We start from the raw sequence: 21,789 nt of genomic DNA, 5'->3' as shown, positions 1-21,789 counted from the left end.
ACGGGCGAGACAGTTAGCCCGTTCGGCCGCAAAACCGGCGATCTTCGTGCGAACGGGTGTCCTTACGCGCCGGTATCCGGTATCCCTTCCCGGTCACCCCTCGGCTCACGTGACCTGCGCAACGGCTCGAAAGGCGTAGTCACGGCCGGGGTAGGCTCTGCGGGCGAGCGGTGGCCTAGCCTGTTCCGCGCACCGATCCGCACGACGAGGAGCCCGAGCGTGAGACCAGCAGCCCTTGCCGCGGTCACGCAGCGCCCCAGCGAGGTGGAACGGTGAGCAACGACGGTCGCGTCATCGCCGAGCGCTACCGGTTCCTGGACCGGATCGGCAGCGGCGCGATGGGCGTCGTGTGGCGCGCCCAGGACGAGCGGCTGGGCCGGATCGTGGCGATCAAGCAGCTGCTGCTGGCCCCCAGCCTGGACGAGCGCGAGCAGGACGAGGCGATCCAGCGCGCCATGCGCGAGGGCCGCATCGCCGCCAAGCTGCACCACCCCAACGCCATCGCCGTCTACGACGTGGTGGAGGAGAACGGCGCTCCCTGCCTGGTCATGGAGTACCTGCCGTCCTACAGCCTGGCCGACACGATGGCCGAGCACGGCCCGCTGGACCCCGTCGAGGTGGCCCAGATCGGCATGCAGGCCGCCGCCGCGCTGGCCGCCGCGCACGCCGCCGGGATCGTGCACCGCGACGTGAAGCCCGGCAACGTGCTGCTCGCCGACAACGGCCTGGTCAAGATCACCGACTTCGGCATCTCGCGGGCCAGCGACGACGTCACGGTCACCAAGACCGGCCTGATCGCGGGCACCCCGGCCTACCTGGCACCGGAGATCGCGCGCGGCCAGGACCCGACACCCGCCTCGGACGTGTTCTCGCTCGGCTCGACGCTGTACGCGGCGGCCGAGGGCGAGCCGCCGTTCGGGCTGTCGGAGAACACCCTGGGCGTGCTGCACGCCGTCGCGGCGGGCCGGATCAACCCGCCGACGGTCGACCACCCGCTGACCGACGTGCTCCTGCGGCTGCTCAACTACGACCCGGCCGACCGGCCGACCATGGCGCAGGCGCGCGACATGCTCAGCGCGGTCGCGCACGGCCGCAACCCCAGCCTGACCGGCCTGCTGCCGGCCAGCTCGCCGGGGTTCGCGCCGGTGCCCGCGGGCGCCACGGCGGTGATGGACGCCGACCGCACCCGCGTGGTGCGGCCCGGTCCGCGGTCGACGGGCGGCGCCGCCCCGGTCGCCGCGCCACCGCCGCAGCGGTCGAACAACCGGCCGCTGGTGATCGCCGCGGTGGTGCTGGCGGTCGTGCTGCTGCTGGGCACGATGGCGGTCGCGTTCGACTGGTTCGACCGGAAGGACCCGGTCACGCCGCCCATGAGCACGACCTCGTCGTCGGTCGCGCCGACCACCACGACCACGACGCAGGCGCCGACGACCACCGTGGAGACGCAGACGGTCACGGTCGAGCAGACCACGACGACGACCACCACGACCACCACGACGACCACACCGCCGCCGCCGACGACCACCACTACCACCACCCAGGCGCCGCCGAGTTCGGCGAAGCCGACGACGACCACCACGACACCCGCGCCGACCACCGCCACACAAGCGAACCCATGAACCTCGTAAGGTGGTGCCGAACCCGTTCGGGTGACGCAACGTTCTTGTCCTAGTGGCGTCTTGTCGTTCGCCACTGAATGAAGCCCTAGCAGCTACTGGGAGCACGCCGTGAGCGACGATGGCCGCCTGGTTGCCGGCCGCTACCGACTTGGCCGGCGGATCGGCAGCGGTGCGATGGGCATCGTCTGGCAGGCGCACGACGAGCGACTGCACCGCACGGTCGCGGTCAAGCAGCTCCTGCTCCAGCCCGGCTTGGCCGAGTCCGACACGGACGAGGCCAAGCGCCGCGCGATGCGCGAGGGCCGGATCGCGGCCCGCCTCCAGCACCCGCACGCGATCGCCGTGTACGACGTGGCGGAGGACGACGGCCAGCCCTGGCTGGTGATGGAGTACCTGCCGTCCAAGAGCCTGTCCACGGCCCTGTCCGAGCGGGGCACGCTGCCGCCGCGCGACGTGGCGTCGATCGGCTCGCAGGTCGCCTCCGCGCTGGCCGCCGCGCACAACGCGGGGATCGTGCACCGCGACATCAAGCCGGGCAACATCCTGCTCGGCAACGAGGGCACGGTGAAGATCACCGACTTCGGCATCTCCCGGGCCACCGGCGACGTCACGGTCACCGCGACCGGGATGCTCGCGGGCACGCCCGCCTACCTCGCGCCCGAGGTGGCCAAGGGCTACGACCCGGGCCCGCCGTCGGACGTGTTCTCGCTGGGCTCGACGCTGTACGCGGCCATCGAGGGCGCGCCGCCGTTCGGCCTCAACGAGAACACCATCGCGCTGCTGCACCAGGTCGCGTCGGGCAAGGTGGTGCCGCCGAAGCAGGCCGGTCCGCTGACCGCGCTGCTGATGCGCCTGCTGCGCGCCGAGCCGGAGGACCGGCCCACCATGGCCGAGGCCCGCGAGGCGCTGGCCGCGGTGGCGGCCGGTCGGGCCGCGCCGGAGTTCCCGATGGCGCTGCCGCAGACCCACCCGCCGTCGTGGCAGGGCGCGCCCGTGCAGGCCCAGCCGACCCGGGCGCTGACCCCCTCGGCCCAGCAGAACCCGCAGGTCGCGTCGAGCACCCCGCCGCACTCCGCGACGAGGGTGGCCCCCGCGCCGACCCCGCCGCCCGCCGCGCAGCGGCAGGTGGGCGCCACCCCGCCGCCCGCCCGCCCGTTCGGCGCGTCGAGACCGGCCGGCGGTCCGATGAGGAACAAGCGGTCCGCCGCGGTCACCGCGCTGGCCATCGCGGCCGCCGCGGTGGTCGGCATCCTGCTGGCGAGCGTGCTGTCCAACGGTGACGACACCAAGGACGACCTGGCCGACCCGCCCCCGTCGAGCGCGGCGGTGGAAGCGGGCGGCGAGGCGTCGGTGACGCCGTCGAAGAAGCCGGTCGGCCCGCCGCTCAAGATCACCACGTCGCCGACGGTGCAGCAGCAGCAACAGGCGATCCGCGACTACTTCGCGTCCATGCCGGAGGACGTGGACGGCGGGTTCAGCCGGCTGAGCGCGAAGATGAAGGGCACCTCGGGCGGGCTGGAGACCTACCGGGCCTGGTGGGCCAGGGTGAAGTCGGTCAGCCTCGACGAGATGAAGGAGAACTCGTCGTACGCGTACGAGGTCGTCCTCACCTACACCATGAAGGACGGCTCGGTCAGCCGCGAGCGCAAGCTGGTCGCCCTGGAGTGGCAGGGCGAGTACCTGCTCATCGACAAGGAAGACCCGATGGGCAAAGCCTGACCTAGCCGGTCGATGCCTTGAGGGCGTCCAGCAGGCTCGCCACGGCGGGTGAGCGGACGCCGTCCTCCCGGATCGCCGCGCAGATCGTCCTGGTCGGCTCGGGGTGGCGCAGCTTGCGGATCACCACGCCGGGGTGCACCACGCCCAGGCTGAGCTTGGGCACGATGGTCACGCCGAGCCCGGCCGCGACGAAACCCTGCGCGGTCGGGTAGTCGTCGGCCTCCACCACGACGTGGGGCGCGAACCCGGCGCCCGCGCACGCGTCGAGCACGATGTCGCGGCACGGTCCGGGCGGCGTCACGGCGTCCACCCACTGCTCGTCGGCCAGGTCGGCGAGGTCGACCACGCGCTTGCGGGTCAGCTCGTGCCCGCGCGGCAGCACGGCCAGGTACGGGTCGTCGAGCAGGTGCACGAGGTGCACGCCGCGCGGCGTTCCGCTCTCCCGGTGGTGCACGACGATGGCGATGTCGGCGCGCCCCGCCTCGACCTCGACCATCGGGTCGTCCGGCTCGGTCAGCTTGAGGTCGAGCTGGACGTCGGCGTGCGCGGCCCGGAACAGGGCCACGGCGGGCGGCACGAGCGCCGCGCCCGCGGTGGCGAAGTAGCGCACCCGCAGCCGCCCGGTGCGGCCCGCGCGCAGGTCGGCGAGCGCCGCCTCGGCCTCGACCAGCCGGTCGGTGATGAGGGCGGCGTGCTCGGTGAGGAGCTTGCCCGCCACCGTGGGCCGCACCCCGCGCCCGACCCGGTCCAGCAGGGGCAGGCCGGCCTGCTTCTCCAGGGCCGAGACCTGCTGGCTGACGGCCGAGGGCGTGTACCCGAGGTTCACCGCCGCGGCGGTGATGGAGCCGGTGGTGACCACGGCCCGGAGCACCTGCATGCGTCGCACGTCCAACATGAGCCAACCGTACAGCCCTGCTTAAGCGTCGTGCAGTTCTATTCACTTGTGCTGATACTTCGCGTCGCGCACAGTATGGCCGTGAACAAGCCTGGCACGCTGATCAGGATGGGTGTCCTGGCCCTGCTCTGGGGCTCCAGCTTCCTGTGGATCAAGATCGCCCTGACCGGCCTCTCGCCGGTCCAGATCACGCTCACCCGCACCGCGCTCGGCGCGGCGGTGCTGGTCGCGCTGGTCTACTGGAACAAGCAGCGGCTGCCGCGGGACCGGACGTCGTGGCTGCACCTGAGCTTCGCCGCGCTCTTCGGCAGCGCGGTGCCGTTCGCGCTGTTCGCGCTGGGCGAGCAGACGGTGGACTCGGGTGTGGCGGGCGTGCTGAACGCCACCACCCCGCTGTGGGCGCTGGGGATCGGGCTGGCCCTGGGCACCGAGCGGCAGCGCAACCCGGCCCGGTTCGCGGGCCTCGGGCTCGGCTTCGCGGGCGTGCTGCTCATCTTCGCGCCGTGGCAGAAGGCCGGGCTGGCGAGCTGGGGCGCGCTGGCGTGCCTGGCCGCCGCGGCCTCCTACGCGGTCAGCTACGCCTACATCGGCCACAAGGTGTCCGGGCGCGGCCTGACCCCGATGCAGATCTCCTCGACGCAGCTGGTGGCCGCGGCGGGCATGACGGCCGTGGTGGTGCCGGTGGCCGGGTTGCAGCCGGTGCACCTGTCCTGGCCGCCGCTGGTCGCGGTGGCGATCCTGGGCGTGTTCGGGACGGGCGTCGCGTTCGTGCTGAACTACCGCGTCATCGAGGACGAGGGCGCGACGAACGCCACGATGGTCGGCTACCTGCTGCCCGTGGTGTCGGTGCTGCTGGGCGCGCTGTTCCTCGGCGAGGCGCTCAACCTCCGCGTCGTGCTGGGCATGGTCGTGGTGCTCGTCGGCGTCGCGCTGACCCGCAAGCAGCCCGCGGTGGCGATCGTCCCGGTGGTCGCGGAACCGGCCGCCGAACCGGTCACCGAGCCGGCGACCGAAAAGGTGACTACGCTCAAGTGACCTGCGATAACGCAGGGTTACTCATCGGTACGGCGGGCTCCGCGGCCAACTGAGACAGCTGTCCTGGGCAAACGGGTGGACTTGAGACGCAGGTCTCCCCCGATCGCGTGGTGTTCACGCGAACCACGTCCCGATTCGCCCTCTCGGACGTCTCCTCACATGAGAGGGACGACTCCGGAAGGGAACCCACAGGCATGAGCAACGACAGCATCACCATCACGACGACGTTCCACCTCCTCGTCCCGGGCGTGGCCCCGGCGCCGGTGGAGGCCGAACTCCACTACGAGCCGGAGGACCCGTACGCGGTAGCCGTGCTGTTCCACACCGGCCAGGGCAAGGTCGAGTGGATCTTCGCCCGCGACCTGCTCGCGGACGGCCTGCTGACCTCGTCCGGCGAGGGCGACATCCTGGTCCGGCCGGCGGCCGACGACCCGGAGCGGGTCCTGGTGGAGCTGAACGCGCCCACCGGCTTCGCCATCCTGTCCGCCGACGCCGAGGACATCGCCGAGTTCCTGGACCTCACCTACGACGTGGTCCAGCCCGGCGAGGAGGACCTGTGGATCGACTTCGACCGCGAACTGGCCAAGCTGGTCTCGACCAACTGACCGTTCCGACCCACGCCATCGCCTAACCTGCTGGCGTGGCGGAGTCCGGGGGGACAGGGGCGGGAGCGGGGACGGTCGGCGGCCGGTACGCGCTGGTCGAGCGGGTCGGCAGCGGCGCGATGGGCGTCGTCTGGCGGGCGCGGGACGAGCTGCTGGGCCGCGAGGTGGCGGTGAAGCAGCTCCGGTGGCCCGACCTGACGGCCGAGGTGGCCACGGCGCGGGCGATGCGCGAGGCGCGCAACGCGGCGCGACTGCAGCACCCCGACGCGATCTCCGTGTTCGACGTGGTGGTCGAGGACGACCGGCCTTGGCTGGTCATGGAGTACCTGCCCGCGCGCAGCCTGGCCGGGTTGCTCGCCGAGCGGGGCGGGCTGGGCCCCGACGAGGCGGCCAGGATCGGCGGCCGGGTGGCGTCCGCGCTGGCCGCGGCGCACGAGGCGGGCATCGTGCACCGGGACGTGAAGCCGTCCAACGTGCTCATCGGGCACGACGGCAGGGTCAAGCTCACCGATTTCGGGATCTCGCGGGCCGCGGGGGACGGCACGCTGACCGACAGCGGCATGATCACCGGCACCCCGGCGTACCTGGCGCCCGAGGTGGCGCGGGGTGAGCAGCCGTCACCGGCTTCGGACGTGTTCTCGCTGGGGGCGACGCTGTACGCGGCGACCGAGGGGCAGTCGCCGCACGGGGTGAGCGACAACAGCTTCGGGCTGCTGTACCGGGCCGCGGCGGGGCGGATCGAGCCGCCCAGGCGTTCCGGGGCGTTGACGGGGGTGCTGCTGCGCCTCCTCGCCGCCGACCCGGCTGAGCGGCCCTCAGCGGCGGAAGCGGTCGAGCTGCTGGCCGAGGTGGGGCCCGGGGTCGACACCCGCCCGTCGGTCGAGTCGAGGACGCCGGTCACGCCCGTGCGGGCGGTCGGGTCGCCGAAGTCCGCCGAGGCAGCCGTGTCCCCCGAGCCGGCGGGGTCCGCCGAGTCGGTGGAACCGGCCGAGTCGGTGAAGCCGGTGCGGCCGGGCAAGCGGGGCCGGTCGGTGGAGCCGGTGGAGCCGGTCGAGTCGGTGGAGCCCGCGGAGGCGGCAGAGTCGGCCGGGTCGGAAGCGCCGGTCGGGTCGGGCGCGGTCGACGGTGGGAAGCGCAAGCGGTGGCTCGCACCGGTGGTGGCGGCCGTCGTGCTGCTGCTCGGCGCCGGGGCCGTCGCGTTCGCCGCGTTGTTCGGCGAGCGGTCGCCCGACTTCACGACGACCGACGCCATGGGGTTGGTGCGGGAGCACTACGAGCAGCTCCCGGAGAACACACCGGTCGCCTACGAGAACCTCACCCCGTCGTTCCGGCAGCCGTTCGACGAGTACCAGGGCTTCTGGCGCCAGTACCAGGACGTGCGCACGGACCAGTTCGAGGCGTGGCAGGACCAGCCGAGCCGGTTCATCGTCCGGGTCCGGGTGACGTTCGTGCGCGGCGCGGCGGAGGTCGCGGGCTCCTACCAGCTCGTCGTCGAGGCGGTCGACGGCCGGCTGCGGATCAGCTCCTCCGAGCAGCTCACCTAGTCCCGCGTCACACCAGGCGGCGGTCCGACGCCCAGCGCGACAGCTCGTAGCGGTTCGACAGCTGCGTCTTGCGCAGCACGCTCGACACGTGCGTCTCGACCGTCTTCACCGAGATGAACAGCTCCGACGCGATCTCCTTGTACGCGTACCCGCGCGCCAGCAGCCGCAGCACGTCCCGCTCGCGCGGGGTCAGCAGGTCCAGCTCGGGGTCGCTGATCGGCGCCGCGCCCGGCCGGTCGGCGAACGCGTCCAGCACGAACCCGGCCAGCCGCGGGCTGAACACCGCGTCGCCCTCCGAGACGCGCACGACCGCGCGCACCAGCTCCTGGCTGGAGATGGTCTTCGTCACGTACCCGCGCGCGCCGGCGCGGATGACCGCGATGACGTCCTCGGCCGCGTCCGACACCGACAGCGCCAGGAACACCACCTCGGGCAGCGCGGTGCGCACCTGCCGCAGCACCTCCGCGCCACCGCCGTCGGGCATGTGCACGTCCAGCAGCACCACGTCCGGGCGGTGGTGCCCGATGCCCGCCACCGCCTCGCCGACCGAACCGGCCTCGCCGACCACGTCGATCTCGTCGGTGATCGAGTCCAGCTCGGCCCGCACCCCGGCGCGGAACAACGCGTGGTCGTCCACCAGGAACACCCGAACGGTCATGTCCTGGCCCCCGTCTCTCTCTTGTCTGCGGTCTTCCTCGGCATCATCAGCTGCACCTCCGTGCCCTCACCCACGCGGGTGCGGATCCGGACCTCGCCGCCGTGCCGGTCCATCCTCCCCCCGATCGAGTCCGCGAGGCCATGCCGGTCCTCCGGCACGGTCTTCGGGTCGAAGCCCTTGCCCCGGTCGCGGACGAACACGGTGACGCGTTCCGGCTCGACCTCGCCGTACACGCTGATCTCGGCCACGCCCGCGTGCTTGGCCGCGTTGACCATCGCCTCGCGGGCGGCCTGCACCAGCGCGTACAGGTTCGGGTCCAGGTGGCAGTCGCCGACCACGACCTGCTGCACGGCCAGCGCGAAGCTGTCCTCCACCTCGCCCGCCGCCTTGGCGATCGCGGCGGACATGGTGGTCGGCTGGTCGTTGTCCTCCACGATCCGCCCGTACAGCCACTCGCGCAGCTGCCGCTCCTGGCCGCGGGCCAGGCGCTTGACCTCGCGCGGCTGCTCGGCCTGCTTCTGGATCAGGGCGAGCGTCTGCAGCACGGAGTCGTGCAGGTGGGCGGCGATCTCGGCGCGCTCCTCGGTGCGGATGCGGACCCGGCGCTCCTCGCCCAGGTCGTTGATCAGCTTGATCCACAGCGGCACGGTGAGCACCGCCACCCCACCCAGCGTCGCGACCACGGCCAGCAGCGCGAACCGGAGCTGGTCGATGCCGTAGCTGTTGACCAGCAGCACGCCGATGCCGATGGCGACCAGCGCCACGCCCGCCATGACCCGCACGATCGTGCTGCGGCCCGTGCCGCCGAGGATCCCGGACTTCGCGCCGTCCCGCCACCGGCGGCGTTGCGCTTCGTCGGCCTCCCGCCACACCACGGCCGCGCCGACCAGGGCGACGGCCAGCGGTCCGGCGATCCAGCCGCTGAGCGGACCGGAGAACAGGCCGGCGAGCACGGCCGCGCCGATGCCCAGGGCGACCAGGCCCAGCGCCTGCTGGCGCTCCCTCGGGTTCGGGGCCTCCTCCGGCTCGCCGGCGGCCCGCTGGGGCACGAACAGCCACAGCAGCCCGTACGCGATCACGCCGACGCCGTTGAGCGCGGTCAGCGCGGCGAACGCCGCCCGCACCCAGAACACCTCGATGCCGAGGTGGTCGGCGACACCGCCGGCCACGCCCGCGACCACCCGGCCGGTTCGCCTGCGGCGCACCGGCTCGACGGCGGTCTTCGTCTCCACGCTCACCCTGTGATGGTCACACGCGGGTCCGGGCCGGTCATCAGGGTTCCACCCGATGCCCGGTTCAGGGTGGGTCCCCGATGTGCGCGGGCCGGTCGGGGACGCAAGCTTGTCGTCGTGAGCGGGAGCATCAGCGCAGCCGGCGTCGAAGAGACGCTGAAGGACTTCTGGGCCACGCGGCCCAGGCGGCCCCACGACGGTCGCAAGATCGCCGGAGTCGCCGCCGGTATCGCCCAGCGGTACCAGATCGACCCGGTGATCGTCCGGGTGGCGTTCGTGGCCATGGCGCTGTGCAACGGCGCCGGGGTGCTCATCTACCTGCTCGGCTGGTTGTTGCTGGCGCAGGCGGACGACGAGGTGTCGGCCGCGGAGGCGCTGCTCGGGCGTGGGCGCAGCTCGACGCCGACGGCGTTGACGGTGCTGCTCGGGCTCGCGGTGGTGCCCGCGACCGGGTTCTTCGTGGACGGTGGTTTCACCATGGTCGGCGGCGTGCTGCTGTCCGTGGGCGCGATCTACCTGCTGCACCGCGGTCGCGGGCAGCTCAACCGGCCGGAGTCCGCGGTGGCCTTCGGCGCGGGGCAAGGCGTCGGTGTCGGTGACGGTGCAGGGGGCAGGGTGTCGACGGAGGAGCAGACGACCGAGCGCGTGACGCCGCCGGCGTGGGACCCGCTGGGCGCGGCACCGTTCGCGTGGGACCTGCCCGAGCCGGGTGGTCCGCCGGAGCCGGTGGCGGCCTCGCCCGCGCCGGTGGTGGCGCGGCGGCCCCGGTCGCGGGTCGGGCCGGCGACGTTCGGCGCGGCGCTGGTGGTGCTGGCGGGGTCGCTGGTGGCGTCGTCCTACTCGGACTGGTTCCAGGCCCAGCACGTGCTGGGGCTGCTGGTGGCGGTGCTGGGCGCGGGGATGGTGCTCGGCGCGCTGCGCGGCAACGGCGGGCGCGGGCTGATCTGGCTCGTGGTGCCGCTGTCGGTGGTGGGCGTGGTGCTGACGTCGGTGGACTTCGACGTGGACGCCAAGCAGATGGGCAGCACGCGGGAGAGGCCGACCGCGGTGGCCGAGGTGGACGACCGGTACACGGCGAGCGTGGGCGAGGTCGAGCTCGACCTGACCGCGTTGCCGAGCAGCGGGTCCGTGACCACGGGGGTCGAGGTCGGGTTGGGCAGCGCGCGGGTCAGGGTGCCCGCGGAGGCGGACGTGACGGTGAACTGCCGGACCGACCTGGGTTCGGTGCGCTGCCTCGGCCGCGAGTCCGACGGTGAGGGCAGGCACGAGGAGGTCACCGACTACGGGACCGACGGGCCTGGCGGGTTGACGATCGTGCTGGACGTGCGCACGGATCTCGGAGAGGTGGAGGTGAGTCGTGGCTGACCAGGATTCGGTCGAGAAGCGCGGGGTCGACGTGGTGGGGCTGGTGTTCGGGGTCGCGGCCCTGGTGGCAGCCGCCTACATGCTCTCCGACGGCGCGTCCTGGCCCGACTTCCTCGACCTGAGGTGGGCGTTGGCCGGAGGGGCGATGGTGATCGGGCTGGGGTTGCTGGCGGGCTCGGCCCGTCGGCGGCGCTGAGCCGGGGGAAAGCCGGGGGAACGAGGAAAGGGCCCGTCCTGGGGAGGACGGGCCCTTTCCGCTACTCCCACTCGATGGTGCCCGGCGGCTTGCTCGTCACGTCCAGGACCACGCGGTTGACCTCGGCCACCTCGTTGGTGATGCGGGTCGAGATGCGCTCCAGCACCTCGTACGGCAGGCGGGTCCAGTCGGCGGTCATGGCGTCCTCGCTGGACACCGGGCGCAACACGATCGGGTGACCGTAGGTGCGGCCGTCGCCCTGCACGCCCACGCTGCGCACGTCGGCCAGCAGGACCACCGGGCACTGCCAGATCTGGCGGTCGAGGCCCGCGGCGGTCAGCTCCTCGCGGGCGATCGCGTCGGCCTTGCGCAGGACGTCCAGGCGCTCCTGGGTGACCTCGCCGATGATCCGGATGCCCAGGCCGGGGCCGGGGAACGGCTGGCGCTGCACGATCGTCTCCGGCAGGCCCAGCTCGGTGCCGACCCGGCGCACCTCGTCCTTGAACAACGCGCGCAGCGGCTCGACCAGGGCGAACTGGAGGTCGTCCGGGAGACCGCCGACGTTGTGGTGGCTCTTGATGTTCGCCGCGCCCGCGCCGCCGCCGGACTCGACCACGTCCGGGTAGAGCGTGCCCTGGACCAGGAACCCGTAGTCGCCCTCGGCCTTGAGGTCGCGCTCGGCCTGCTCGAAGACGCGGATGAACTCCCGGCCGATGATCTTGCGCTTCTGCTCCGGGTCGGTGACGCCCTTGAGCGCGTCGAGGAACCGCTCGCGGGCGTCGACGGTGATCAGGTTGACGCCGGTCGCGGCCACGAAGTCGCGCTCGACCTGGGTGCGCTCCCCCGCCCGCAGCAGGCCGTGGTCGACGAAGACGCAGGTCAGCCGGTCACCGATGGCGCGCTGGACGAGCGCGGCGGCCACCGCCGAGTCGACGCCGCCGGACAGGGCGCAGATGGCCTTGCCGTCGCCGACCTGCTCGCGGATGCGCGCCACCTGCTCGTCCACGATCGAGGACGTCGTCCACTGCGGCCGGATGCCCGCGATCTCGTGCAGGAACCGGCGCAGCACCTCCTGGCCGTGCGGCGAGTGGCCGACCTCGGGGTGGTACTGCACGCCCGCGAAGCGGCGCTCGGTGTCCTCGAACGCGGCGACCGGCGCGCCTTCGCTGGTCGCGGTCACCGTGAAGCCCTCGGGGGCCTTGGTGACGCAGTCGCCGTGGCTCATCCACACCGGGTGGTTGGCGGGCAGCTCCTCGTGCAGCAGGCCGCCGGTGTGCTGGACGCCCAGCTCGGTGCGGCCGTACTCGCGGGTGCCGGTGTGCTCGACCGTGCCGCCGAGCGCGCCCGCCATGGCCTGGAAGCCGTAGCAGATGCCGAAGACCGGGACGTTCATCTCGAACAGCTTCGGGTCGACCTGCGGCGCGCCCGGCTCGTAGACGCTCGACGGGCCGCCGGACAGCACGATGGCGGCCGGGTCGCGCTCCAGCAGCTCCGCCACGGGTGTGGTGTGCGGGACGACTTCCGAGTAGACCTGCGCCTCCCGGACTCGCCGGGCGATCAGCTGCGCGTACTGCGCGCCGAAGTCGACTACCAGCACAGGGCGGTTGCTGCTCTCGGCCACTGGGGAAAAACCTCTCGTCTGGCGGATCCGCGCAGGTGAAGGATGTCATGCATGCGGGAGGAAGTGCTCACCGGAGGCGGGCTCAACGAAGTCGTGCGGGTCGGGTCGACGGTCCTGCGACCGGTCGGGCCGTGGACGCCCACCGTGCACCGGCTGCTCGAACACCTTGCCCCGCTTGGCATTTCGCCGGTGGTGCACGGCATCGACGAGTCGGGCGGGCGGCGCCGGGAGGTGCTGTCGTACCTGGAGGGTGAGGTCGGCCACCCGCCGCTGGCGCCGCGGTTGCGGTCGGACGAGGTGCTCGTGGCGGTGGCGCGGATGGTGCGGCGGTTGCACGACGCGTCGGTGGAGCTGGTGCGGGACGGGGCGTGGTCGGAGGGGTGGCAGTTCCCGGCGATGTCACCCGTCGAGGTGATCTGCCACAACGACCTCGCGCCGTACAACATGGTGTTCCGGGACGGGCTGCCGGTCGGGGTGTTCGACTTCGACGGTGCCCGGCCGGGGCCGCGGTGGTGGGACGTGGCATACACGGCGTACTGCCTGGTGCCGTTCTCGCCGGAGTTCGGCGAGGTCGAGGACCAGCGGCGGCGGGCGGCGCTGTTCTGCGAGACCTACGGGTTGCCGGTGCGCGGGATGGGGCGACGGGTGCTGGCCCGGCTGGACGACATGGTGGCGATGATCCGGGAGCGACCCGAGTTCCGGCGGCAGCGGGAAGAGGGTCACGACGATTACTACTCGGGGCACATCGAGTACGTGCGGGAGCATTTCTCGGACATGTAGGGCGTTGTCGGCGTTCGCCGTCGAATGAGATGGGTCGAGTGGTTCCCGGACCGCCGGGGACCGGTGGCGCGTTGTGGGGTCGGTGGCCCGGCCCTACGGTTGCGGCATGGACGCGTTTACGCCTCAGCCACGGCCCTGTTGGATTGCTGGACGCGCTGAGCAGGGCGTTTCAGCCATCGCGGTGCACCACCCGTTCGACGGGACGGAGGTGGCGTCGGTGGCGGTGCCCGGGCCGGAGCAGGTGGAGCGGGCCGTGGCGGCAGCGGCGGCGGTCGCCAAGGAGTTCAGGCGGACGCCCGCGCACGTCCGGGCGAAGGCGTTGTCGCAGGTGTCGGAGGCCCTGGTGGAGCGGGCCGAGGAGATCGCGGAGACGATCACGGCGGAGAACGGCAAGCCGCTGAAGTGGGCCGAGATCGAGGTCCGGCGGGCGGTGAGCACGTTCCGGTTCGCGGCGGAGGAGGCGCGGCGGTTCAGCGGCGACGTGCAGCGGTTGGACACCGACCCCAACGGCGAGGGGCGGATGGCGGTGGTGCGGCGGGTGCCGCGGGGGCCCGTGCTGGCGGTGGCGCCGTTCAACTTCCCGTTGAACCTGGTGGCGCACAAGGTGGCGCCGGCGTTGGCGGTCGGGGCTCCGGTCATCGTGAAGCCTGCGTCGGCGACCCCGTTGTCGGCGTTGTTGCTGGGCGAGTTGTTGGCCGAGACGGATTTGCCCGAAGGGGCGTTCTCCGTGCTGCCGGTGCGCGGCTCGGACATGAAGAGCCTGGTGACGGACGAGCGGTTGCCGGTCATCTCGTTCACCGGGTCGACGGGTGTCGGGTGGTCGTTGATGGATTCGGCCCCGCGCAAGCACGTGGTGATGGAGTTGGGCTCGAACTCGGCGGCGATCGTGTGCCCGGATTGGACCGACCTGGATTTCGCGGCGCGGAGGATCGCGACGTTCGGCAATTACCAGGGCGGCCAGTCGTGCATCGCGGTGCAGCGGGTGCTGGTGCACCGCGACGTGGCCGCGGAGTTCGTGCCGAAGTTGGTGGAGGCGGTCCGGGGGTTGAAGACCGGTGACCCGCACGACCCGGAGGTCGAGGTCGGGCCGTTGATCGACGAGGACAACGCCCGGCGGGTCGAGGAGTGGGTCGAGGAGGCCGTGGCCGGCGGGGCGGTGCTGCACGTCGGCGGTGGGCGGTCGGGGACCTCGGTGGAGCCGACCGTGGTGCAGGACGTGCCGGTGGAGGCCAGGTTGTGGCACCAGGAGGTGTTCGGGCCGGTGCTGGCGGTGGCTGTGGTGGACTCGGTGGACGAGGCGTTCGAGCAGGCCAACGCGACGGACTACGGGTTGCAGGCGGGCGTGTTCACCAAGGACGTGACGGTGGCGTTCGCGGCGGCGGCGGAGCTGGAGGTCGGCGGGGTGATCATCGGCGACGTGCCGTCCTACCGGGCCGACCAGATGCCGTACGGCGGGGTGAAGGGGTCGGGCACCGGGCGCGAGGGCGTGCGGTCGGCGATGGAGGACTTCACCGAGGAGCGCACGATGGTGCTCACCGGCATCACTCTCTGAGCGCGCCCTTGGCGAGCATCAGCAGGCCGTTGACCAGGTCGTCCGTGCCGCAGCCGGTGGCCAGGGCCCGCAGCTTGAGGCCCATGACCATGCCGACGACGGCGCCCGCGACCTGGTCGGCGTCCTTCACGCCGATCGAGGCCAGCACGGTCTCGGCGAGCTTGTCGTAGGCGGCGAAGCACTCGGCGGCGGCGGCGCGCAGCTCCGGGTCGCGGCCCGCGTGCAGGTACAGCTCGTAGGGCGCGATGCGCTCGCTGTCGGTGCCGGTGGCCTCGGCCACCTGGCCGACGATGTCGACGACCTGGTCGAGGTCGGCGCAGGCGGCCTTGTTCTCGGTCGCCAGCTCGCCGAAGCGCTTCGTCTCCTCGGTGACGAAGTGGCGCAGGCTCTCGCGCAGCAGGTCCTGCTGGGTGGCGAAGTGGTAGGTGACGGAGCCGAGCGAGACGCCCGCCTCCTGCGCGATGCGCCGGTTGGTCACGCCCGCGACCCCGTCGTCACCGATGATCCGCAGCACGGCCGCGATGATCCGCTGCCTCGTCTCGGCCGGTCTCGTCATGTCGTTCATTCTCCGCCATGGGACGGGTCGCCGGATCCGCGATACTGTTCGTTCGAACGAACAGTATCGGGAGGGCGCATGCGGGTCTCGGGATCGACCGTGTTGGTGACCGGCGCGACGGGCGGGATCGGGCAGTCGATCGCCCGCGTCCTGGCCGGTCGTGGCGCGAAGGTGGTGGTGACCGGGCGGAAGGTCGCCGAGTTGGAGCGGCTCGCCGGGGAGGTCGGCGGGCGCGCCGTGGCAGCCGACCTGGCCGACTCGGACGACGTCCGGCGGTTGGTGGACGAGGTCGGCGCGGTGGACGTCCTGGTGGCCAACGCGGCGCTGCCGGCCAACGGTGCGCTGACCGACTTCACCCCCGAGCAGGTCAGGCGGGCGCTGGCGGTGAACCTGGAGGCGCCCATCGAGCTGGCCCACGCGTTGGTGCCGTCGATGGTCGCGGCCCGGCGGGGTCACGTCGTGCTCATCGGGTCGTTGGCGGGCAAGGTGGCCTCGGCGCACTCCTCGCTCTACAACGCGACGAAGTTCGGGCTGCGCGGCTTCGCCCTGGGGCTGCGGGAAGACCTGCACGGCAGCGGTGTGGGCGTGTCGATCGTGCAGCCGGGGTTCGTGCGGGACGCGGGGATGTTCGCCGACACGGGCGCGAAGCCGCCGGCGGGGATGCGGACCGTGTCACCGGGGCAGGTCGCGGCCGGCGTGGTCAAGGCGATCGAGGAGGACCGGGCCGAGGTCAACGTGGCACCGCCCGAGCTGCGGGTGCTCAGCGCGGTGGGCGGGGCGTTCCCGGCGATCTCCTCCGGGTTGCAGCGGCGGATGTCGAACGACGAGCTGATGCGGCGGATGAGCGCGGCGAACCGGGACAAGCGGTGACGGCCGCCGCGATCCCGCACCCGAGGTGGCGGGTGCCGTTCCTGGGTGACGTGCTGGGCACCAACCGGCACACGCCGGTGCAGGACACCATGCGGCTGGGGCGCGAGCTCGGCCCGATCTTCACCCGGCGGTTCCTGGACCAGGAGATCGTCTTCGTCGGGGGCGCCCGGCTGGCCGCGGAGCTGGCCGACGAGTCGCGCTTCGCGAAGCACCTCGCGCTGGGCGTGGAGGCGTTGCGGGACGTCGGCGGCGACGGGCTGTTCACCGCCTACAACGACGAGCCGAACTGGAAGGCGGCGCACGACGTGCTGCTGCCCGCGTTCACCCAGAGCGCCATGCGCGCCTACCACCCGACCATGGTCGACGTCACGGCCCAGCTCGTCGAGAAGTGGGACCGGGGCGGCGTGGTCGACGTCTCCGGCGACATGACGAAGCTGACGCTGGAGACGATCGGGCGGGTCGGCTTCGGGTACTCGTTCGAGTCGTTCTCGCGCGTGGACACCCACCCGTTCGTGCGGGCGATGACCGGGTCGTTGCGGTACGCGCAGCGCAAGAACTTCGTGATCCCCGTGCTGGGCAGGCTGTTCGGGCGCGAGGCCGAGGAGCGCTACCGGCGTGACCTCGCGTACCTGGCCGAGGTGGTGGACGAGGTGGTCCGGTCGCGGCGCGGGTCGGGCGGGTCGGACCTGCTCGGGCTCATGCTGTCGTCCGGTGAGCTGGACGAGGTGAACATCCGCAACCAGGTGATCACGTTCCTGATCGCGGGGCACGAGACGACGTCCGGCGCGCTGTCGTTCGCGCTGTACTACCTGTCGCGGCACCCGGAGGTGGTCGAGAAGGCCCGCGCGGAGGTCGAGGCGGTGTGGGGTTCGGCGGACGTGCCGGAGTTCGAGCAGGTGACGAAGCTGCGGTACGTGCGACGGGTGCTGGACGAGGCGTTGCGGCTGTGGCCGACCGCGCCGGGGTTCGCGCGGGAGGCGCGGGCGGACACCGTGCTGGGCGGGCGGTACCCGATGCGGGCGGGCCAGTGGGCGCTGGTGCTGCTGCCCCTGGTGCACCGCGACCCGGCGGTGTGGGAGTCGCCGGAGGCGTTCGACCCGGACCGGTTCACGCCCGCGCGGGTGAAGGCGCGGCCCGCGCACGTCTACAAGCCGTTCGGGACGGGGGAACGGGCGTGCATCGGGCGGCAGTTCGCGGTGCACGAGGCGACGTTGGCCCTGGGCACGCTGCTGCGCCGGTACGACCTGGTGGCGGCGGGCGACTACGAGCTGCGGGTGGCGGAGATGCTGACGTTGAAGCCGGACGGGTTCACGGTGACGCCTCGGCGGCGGTGAAGCCCCGGGCGCGGCGGAGGGCGCGCGCGAGGTCGGTCCCGGTGGCGGCGGTGTGGCCGTCGGGGCGGACCAGCGCGTCGCCCTCGACCGTGAAGCCGGGGCCGTAGCGGCGGCTGTCGGGGCGGAGCTCGCCGTCGCCGTTGGTGGTCAGCGGCGAGTCGCGGTAGGCGAAGGGCTCGAAGAGCTTGCCGGAGTCGATCTCGTGGGCGGGGCCGTGCTCCAGGACGTGGCGGCGGTGGGAGCGTTCGGCTTCGGTCCGGGGCACCAGGAAGCGCATGGTGGCGTCGGTGACGCGCAGGTTCTCGTCGGCGGCGGCCGCGCGTTCGCGGTGGTAGGAGTCGAGGAGGTGGGGGCCCGCTTCGCCGGCGCGGTCGAGGGCGACCTTCCACGCGGCGTTGTCGGCGTCGCAGATGCCGGAGTTGAGGCCGCGGGCGCCGAAGGGGCTCATGACGTGGGCGGCGTCGCCCGCGAGCAGGACGTTGCCGACGCGGAAGCGGGCGGCTCGGCGTTGGTGGAAGCGGTAGGTGGACTGCCAGAGGACCTCGTGCGGGCGGTCGCCGGTGATGGCGCGGACGTGGTCGGGGGTGAGGACGAAGTCCTCGGGGACCTGCCAGTCGATGCGGTGCACGCCGTCCGGTTGGGGGTGCACGAGGACCTGGCGGCCGGGGTTGGCCGGCGGGTCGAAGTGGAAGCGGCGCTCGGGCTCGGGGTGGCCCAGGTCGACGCGGATGTCGGCGATGACGAACCGGTCGTCGTAGGAGTGGCCCTCGAACGGGATGCCGAGCAGGTGCCGGACGGTGGAGTGCGCGCCGTCGGCCGCGATGCAGTGCGTGCCCTCGAACGTCCGGTCTTGTGTATGCACTATGACGTGTTCGATCTGCTGTATGCGTTCGACCTTCTGCCCGAACCACAGGTCGATCAGCGGCTCACTCTGAGCTTTTGTATGCAGGATGCGTTCGACAACGGTCTGGGGTGTGTTGACGAACGGCGGGAAGCCGGCGGTGCGCGGCAGCTCGACGGTCAGCACTTCGCGGTCGCGGTAGTAGGTCCGGCCGCGGTACCAGGTGACGCCGGCGTCCACGACGGCTTGGCCGACGCCGACCCGTTCGAGGATGTCGAGCACGTCCCGCTGGACGCAGAGGGAACGGCTGCCGATCGCCCGGTGCCGGTCCTGGGCTTCCAGCACGACCGTCGGCACGCCCGCGCGGGCCAGCAGGAGCGCGGCGGTCAGCCCCACCGGCCCCGCGCCGACGATTAGCACGGGTCTCATCGCCGGTCCCGGGTCATCGCCGCTGCCCGCTCATCGCGAGCCCCGTGATCGCCGGCCCCTGGTCGCCGGCGGCCCCGGTGATCGCGAGCCCAGGTGAGCGCGGGTTGTCGTGGGGCCGGGTCCTCGTGGCGTCCTGGTCATTGCAGCGCCGCCCACACCTCGCGGTCCCGCTCGGCGGTCCAGATACGGGGCCAGGACACGCCGTCGCACTCGTCCCAGTACCGCTGGACGTTGAACGGCAGGCAGTGCTCGAAGATCGGCCACCGCCCGTAGCGCGGTGCCAGGGCCGCGTGCGCCGACTCGAACGCGTCCTTCACCGTGCCGCCGCCCACGTGCACCGTCCCGACCGTGCGGCGCAGCTCGTCCAGGAAGTGCCGCGACTGGGCGATGGCCGCGTCCACCTCGGTCCGGTCGCGGGCGGGTGCGCCACGGCCGCCGACGAGCTGCTCCGCGCCCAGCGCGGCCACCCGGTCCAGCGTCGACGTGGCCCACTCGTCGTGGAACGCGTCACCGGTGTAGAGGGCGGCCTGGGACTCGACCAGGTCGCCCGCGAACAGGATGCGCTGGTGCGGCAGCCACACCACGACGTCACCCGCGGTGTGCCCACGACCGCAGAAGCGCAGTTCCACCTCGCCCCGGTCACCGCCGAGCGGGATCGTGAGGCGGTCCGAGAACGTCACCGTGGGCCACGTGAGACCGGGGATGCCCTCGGGTTCCTCGAACAGCCGGGGCATGCGGCCGTACTCGCTGAGCCAGTCCTCCCGGCCGCGTTCGGCGATCAACGCCCTGGTGGTGTCGTGGGCGATGATCTCGGCCGCGTCGAACGCGCTCGCGCCGAGCGTGCGAACCGCGTGGTAGTGGGTGAGCACCAGGTGGCGGACGGGTTTGTCGGTGCGCTCGCGGAGCAGGTCGAGCCAGCGCTGGGCCGCTTTCGGCGTGGCGCGGGCCTCGACGCAGACCAGGAAGTCCTCGCCCTCGATCGCCCCGACGTTCGGGTCGCCCTCGGCGGTGAGGGCGTAGACGCCGTCGGCGAGTTCGACGAACCGCTCGTCCTTCGGGGCGAGGTCGGCGCTGGACGCGAACGGCTTCGGTGCCACACAACCCACCATAGGGCGATCAGGTCGACTTGACCTCCACGATCGGCAACCGCAGCGCACCGGGCGCCCCGGCGGGTACGGCAGGGTGGCGCGGCGGCACCGGGGCGATCCGCCGGTAACCCTCCGACTGGCCCGGACGCCGGTCCGCCTCGCCCTTGTTCGGCCACACCGAGAACGCCCGCTCGGCCTGCGCGGTGATCGTCAGCGACGGGTTCACGCCCAGGTTCGCCGAGATCGCCGCGCCGTCCACCACGGACAGCCCCGGGTAGCCGTAGACCCGGTGGTAGGGGTCGATCACCCCGCTGGCCGGGTCGGACCCGATCGGGCAGCCGCCGATGAAGTGCGCGGTCAGCGGGATGTTGAACAGCTCGCCCCACGTGCCGCCGGGGATGCCGTCGATGTGCCGGGCGGCCAGCAGGTTCGCCCGGTGCCCGGCCTCGATGAACGTGGGGTTCGGCTGGCCGTGCCCCTGCTTCGAGGTGAGCTTGCGTCGGAACAGGCCCTTCTTGGTGAACGTGGTGATGGAGTTGTCCAGGCTCTGCATCACCAGCAGGATCACGGTCCGCTCGCTCCACCGGTGCACCGACATGAGCCGGGCCAGCCGCAGCGGGTGCCGCACCGCCTGGGCCAGGAACTGGAGCACCCGCGGGGTGGCCTTCGCGCCGTCCGTGGCCAGCGTCTGGAGCAGCCCCATGGCGTTGCTGCCCTTGCCGTAGCGCACCGGCTCGACGTGGGTCTGCTCGTCCGGGTGGATGGACGACGTGATCGCCACGCCCTGGCTGAAGTTGCGCTGCTCGTCCACGGTGAAGCGGGCCGCGCCGATGATCGACTCCGAGTTCGTCCTGGTCAGCTCGCCGAGCTTGGGCGAGAGCTTCGGCAGCACCCCGTCGGCCCGCATCCGGTGCAGGAGCTGCTGGGTGCCCCACGTGCCGGCGGCCAGCACGACCTGGCCCGCGGTGATCGTGCGCCGGCCGCGGCGCAGTTTGCCTCCGGTGCGCCGGGTGCCGACCGCCCACGTGCCGTCCGGCGACTGCCGCAGGTCCGTCACGGTGGTCAGCGGCAGCACCTGCGCGCCGTTGCGCTCGGCCAGGTACAGGTAGTTCTTGACCAGCGTGTTCTTCGCTCCGACCCGGCAGCCGGACATGCACGCGCCGCACTGGGTGCAGCCGGTCCGGCTCGGGCCCGCGCCACCGAAGTACGGGTCCGGCGCGGGCTCGCCGGGTTCGCCGAAGAACACGCCGACCGGCGTCGGGTGGTAGGTGTCGGCGACGCCCATGTCCTCGGCGACGCGCTGCATCACCACGTCCGACGGCGTGGTGGTCGGGTTCTCCACCACGCCCAGCATCCGGCTCGCCTGGTCGTAGAACGGGGCGAGCTCGGCCTCCCAGTCGGTGATGTGCGCCCACTGCCGGTCGGCGTAGAAAGGCTTGAGCGGCCGGTACAGGGTGTTGGCGTACACCAGCGACCCTCCGCCGACGCCCGCGCCGGCCAGGACCATCACGCTGCGCAGCGCGTGGATGCGCTGGATGCCGTAGCAGCCCAGCGCCGGTGCCCACAGGTAGCGCCGCAGGTCCCAGGAGGTCTCGGCGAACTCGTCGTCGGCGAACCGGCGGCCGGCCTCGACCACGGCCACCCGGTAGCCCTTCTCGGTGAGGCGGAGCGCGGCGACGCTGCCGCCGAAGCCCGAGCCCACCACGACGACGTCGTAGTCGGTGTTGTTACCGGCGAGTTCACCCATGGCACAGGAGGTTAGGCGTAACTTCCGGTAACAGGCTAGTGCTCAATCGGTTCAGGCACTTCCGGGCACGAAAAAGCCCCCGCCTGGAGCAGGGGCTCGGTCG

At 72.4% G+C, this 21,789-nt stretch carries 19 protein-coding genes; 11 read left to right on the top strand and 8 right to left on the bottom strand.

Features of this window, described 5'->3' with window-relative positions; all coding sequences use genetic code 11:
* Window positions 1-272 precede the first annotated feature (272 nt).
* Window positions 273-1,619 carry a serine/threonine-protein kinase gene (locus tag ACIQMJ_RS29020; protein WP_499764177.1) on the top strand — a complete coding sequence of 449 codons (1,347 nt, stop codon included), beginning with the start codon at window positions 273-275 and terminating at the stop codon, window positions 1,617-1,619.
* 108 nt (window positions 1,620-1,727) lie between these two features.
* Window positions 1,728-3,338 carry a serine/threonine-protein kinase gene (locus tag ACIQMJ_RS29015; protein WP_499764176.1) on the top strand — a complete coding sequence of 537 codons (1,611 nt, stop codon included), beginning with the start codon at window positions 1,728-1,730 and terminating at the stop codon, window positions 3,336-3,338.
* 1 nt (window position 3,339) lies between these two features.
* On the opposite strand, the gene ACIQMJ_RS29010 is transcribed toward ACIQMJ_RS29015, so the two are convergent.
* Window positions 3,340-4,233, bottom strand: a complete 894-nt coding sequence (locus ACIQMJ_RS29010) for a LysR family transcriptional regulator (RefSeq protein WP_499764175.1) — start codon at window positions 4,231-4,233, stop codon at window positions 3,340-3,342.
* Between the two features lie 75 nt (window positions 4,234-4,308).
* Between ACIQMJ_RS29010 and ACIQMJ_RS29005 the strand changes: the two genes are divergently transcribed.
* The 3 genes from ACIQMJ_RS29005 (at window position 4,309) to ACIQMJ_RS28995 (ending at window position 7,417) form a co-directional block, all read left to right on the top strand.
* Window positions 4,309-5,268: a DMT family transporter gene (locus tag ACIQMJ_RS29005; protein WP_499764174.1), complete on the top strand. Its 960-nt coding sequence runs from the start codon at window positions 4,309-4,311 to the stop codon at window positions 5,266-5,268.
* Window positions 5,269-5,462: 194 nt separating this feature from the next.
* Window positions 5,463-5,873, top strand: a complete 411-nt coding sequence (locus ACIQMJ_RS29000; RefSeq protein ID WP_053721570.1) for an SsgA family sporulation/cell division regulator — start codon at window positions 5,463-5,465, stop codon at window positions 5,871-5,873.
* A 35-nt stretch (window positions 5,874-5,908) separates the two neighbouring features.
* Entirely contained in the window at window positions 5,909-7,417 is a 1,509-nt protein-coding gene (locus ACIQMJ_RS28995) for a serine/threonine-protein kinase (RefSeq protein ID WP_499764173.1), read from the top strand.
* Between the two features lie 7 nt (window positions 7,418-7,424).
* Here ACIQMJ_RS28995 and ACIQMJ_RS28990 read toward each other — a convergent pair whose 3' ends face one another.
* Together ACIQMJ_RS28990 and ACIQMJ_RS28985 are read right to left on the bottom strand one after the other, a co-directional pair.
* Window positions 7,425-8,075 (bottom strand): response regulator, encoded by a 651-nt coding sequence (locus ACIQMJ_RS28990; RefSeq protein ID WP_396537777.1) that lies wholly within the window; start codon window positions 8,073-8,075, stop codon window positions 7,425-7,427.
* The gene (locus tag ACIQMJ_RS28985; RefSeq protein WP_499764172.1) at window positions 8,072-9,313 is read right to left on the bottom strand and encodes an ATP-binding protein; all 1,242 of its coding nucleotides are present in this window, start codon (window positions 9,311-9,313) and stop codon (window positions 8,072-8,074) included. Before ACIQMJ_RS28985 ends, ACIQMJ_RS28990 begins: the two co-directional genes overlap by 4 nt.
* A 111-nt stretch (window positions 9,314-9,424) precedes the next feature.
* Between ACIQMJ_RS28985 and ACIQMJ_RS28980 the strand changes: the two genes are divergently transcribed.
* Window positions 9,425-10,672, top strand: coding sequence for a PspC domain-containing protein (locus ACIQMJ_RS28980; protein ID WP_499764171.1), 1,248 nt, complete (start codon window positions 9,425-9,427; stop codon window positions 10,670-10,672).
* A complete protein-coding gene (locus ACIQMJ_RS28975) occupies window positions 10,665-10,868 on the top strand; it encodes a hypothetical protein (RefSeq protein ID WP_077010043.1) in 204 nt (67 codons plus the stop codon). The genes ACIQMJ_RS28980 and ACIQMJ_RS28975 overlap by 8 nt, the downstream gene beginning before the upstream one ends.
* Window positions 10,869-10,929: 61 nt before the next feature.
* On the opposite strand, the gene guaA is transcribed toward ACIQMJ_RS28975, so the two are convergent.
* Window positions 10,930-12,489, bottom strand: coding sequence for a glutamine-hydrolyzing GMP synthase (gene guaA, locus ACIQMJ_RS28970; RefSeq protein ID WP_499764170.1), 1,560 nt, complete (start codon window positions 12,487-12,489; stop codon window positions 10,930-10,932).
* 51 nt (window positions 12,490-12,540) lie between these two features.
* On the opposite strand from guaA, the gene ACIQMJ_RS28965 reads away from it, so the two are divergent.
* Both ACIQMJ_RS28965 and ACIQMJ_RS28960 read left to right on the top strand, forming a co-directional pair.
* Window positions 12,541-13,269 carry a phosphotransferase enzyme family protein gene (locus tag ACIQMJ_RS28965; RefSeq protein WP_499764169.1) on the top strand — a complete coding sequence of 243 codons (729 nt, stop codon included), beginning with the start codon at window positions 12,541-12,543 and terminating at the stop codon, window positions 13,267-13,269.
* A 106-nt stretch (window positions 13,270-13,375) separates the two neighbouring features.
* Window positions 13,376-14,821, top strand: a complete 1,446-nt coding sequence (locus ACIQMJ_RS28960; RefSeq protein WP_499764168.1) for an aldehyde dehydrogenase family protein — start codon at window positions 13,376-13,378, stop codon at window positions 14,819-14,821.
* On the opposite strand, the gene ACIQMJ_RS28955 is transcribed toward ACIQMJ_RS28960, so the two are convergent.
* Window positions 14,811-15,377 (bottom strand): TetR/AcrR family transcriptional regulator, encoded by a 567-nt coding sequence (locus tag ACIQMJ_RS28955; protein WP_499764167.1) that lies wholly within the window; start codon window positions 15,375-15,377, stop codon window positions 14,811-14,813. The two genes, ACIQMJ_RS28960 and ACIQMJ_RS28955, sit on opposite strands and share 11 nt — an antisense overlap.
* Before the next feature lie 78 nt (window positions 15,378-15,455).
* Between ACIQMJ_RS28955 and ACIQMJ_RS28950 the strand changes: the two genes are divergently transcribed.
* Together ACIQMJ_RS28950 and ACIQMJ_RS28945 are read left to right on the top strand one after the other, a co-directional pair.
* Window positions 15,456-16,247: an SDR family NAD(P)-dependent oxidoreductase gene (locus ACIQMJ_RS28950; RefSeq protein WP_499764166.1), complete on the top strand. Its 792-nt coding sequence runs from the start codon at window positions 15,456-15,458 to the stop codon at window positions 16,245-16,247.
* The gene (locus ACIQMJ_RS28945; protein ID WP_499764165.1) at window positions 16,244-17,581 is read left to right on the top strand and encodes a cytochrome P450; all 1,338 of its coding nucleotides are present in this window, start codon (window positions 16,244-16,246) and stop codon (window positions 17,579-17,581) included. Before ACIQMJ_RS28950 ends, ACIQMJ_RS28945 begins: the two co-directional genes overlap by 4 nt.
* Here ACIQMJ_RS28945 and ACIQMJ_RS28940 read toward each other — a convergent pair.
* The 3 genes from ACIQMJ_RS28940 to ACIQMJ_RS28930 all read right to left on the bottom strand — a co-directional run bounded on the left by ACIQMJ_RS28940 (window position 17,556) and on the right by ACIQMJ_RS28930 (window position 21,686).
* Window positions 17,556-18,851, bottom strand: a complete 1,296-nt coding sequence (locus ACIQMJ_RS28940) for an FAD-dependent monooxygenase (protein WP_499764164.1) — start codon at window positions 18,849-18,851, stop codon at window positions 17,556-17,558. The genes ACIQMJ_RS28945 and ACIQMJ_RS28940 overlap by 26 nt on opposite strands.
* Before the next feature lie 137 nt (window positions 18,852-18,988).
* Window positions 18,989-19,948 carry an MBL fold metallo-hydrolase gene (locus tag ACIQMJ_RS28935; RefSeq protein WP_499764163.1) on the bottom strand — a complete coding sequence of 320 codons (960 nt, stop codon included), beginning with the start codon at window positions 19,946-19,948 and terminating at the stop codon, window positions 18,989-18,991.
* Window positions 19,949-19,967: 19 nt separating this feature from the next.
* Window positions 19,968-21,686 carry an FAD-dependent oxidoreductase gene (locus ACIQMJ_RS28930; protein WP_499764162.1) on the bottom strand — a complete coding sequence of 573 codons (1,719 nt, stop codon included), beginning with the start codon at window positions 21,684-21,686 and terminating at the stop codon, window positions 19,968-19,970.
* Between the last annotated feature and the right edge of the window lie 103 nt (window positions 21,687-21,789).

Origin of the sequence: Actinosynnema sp. NPDC091369, from assembly GCF_044757065.1 — a bacterium.
In the GTDB taxonomy this organism is placed as follows: domain Bacteria; phylum Actinomycetota; class Actinomycetes; order Mycobacteriales; family Pseudonocardiaceae; genus Actinosynnema.
The sequence above is the reverse complement of the archived record's forward strand: the minus strand, read 5'-3'. Positions and strand labels throughout refer to the sequence as shown.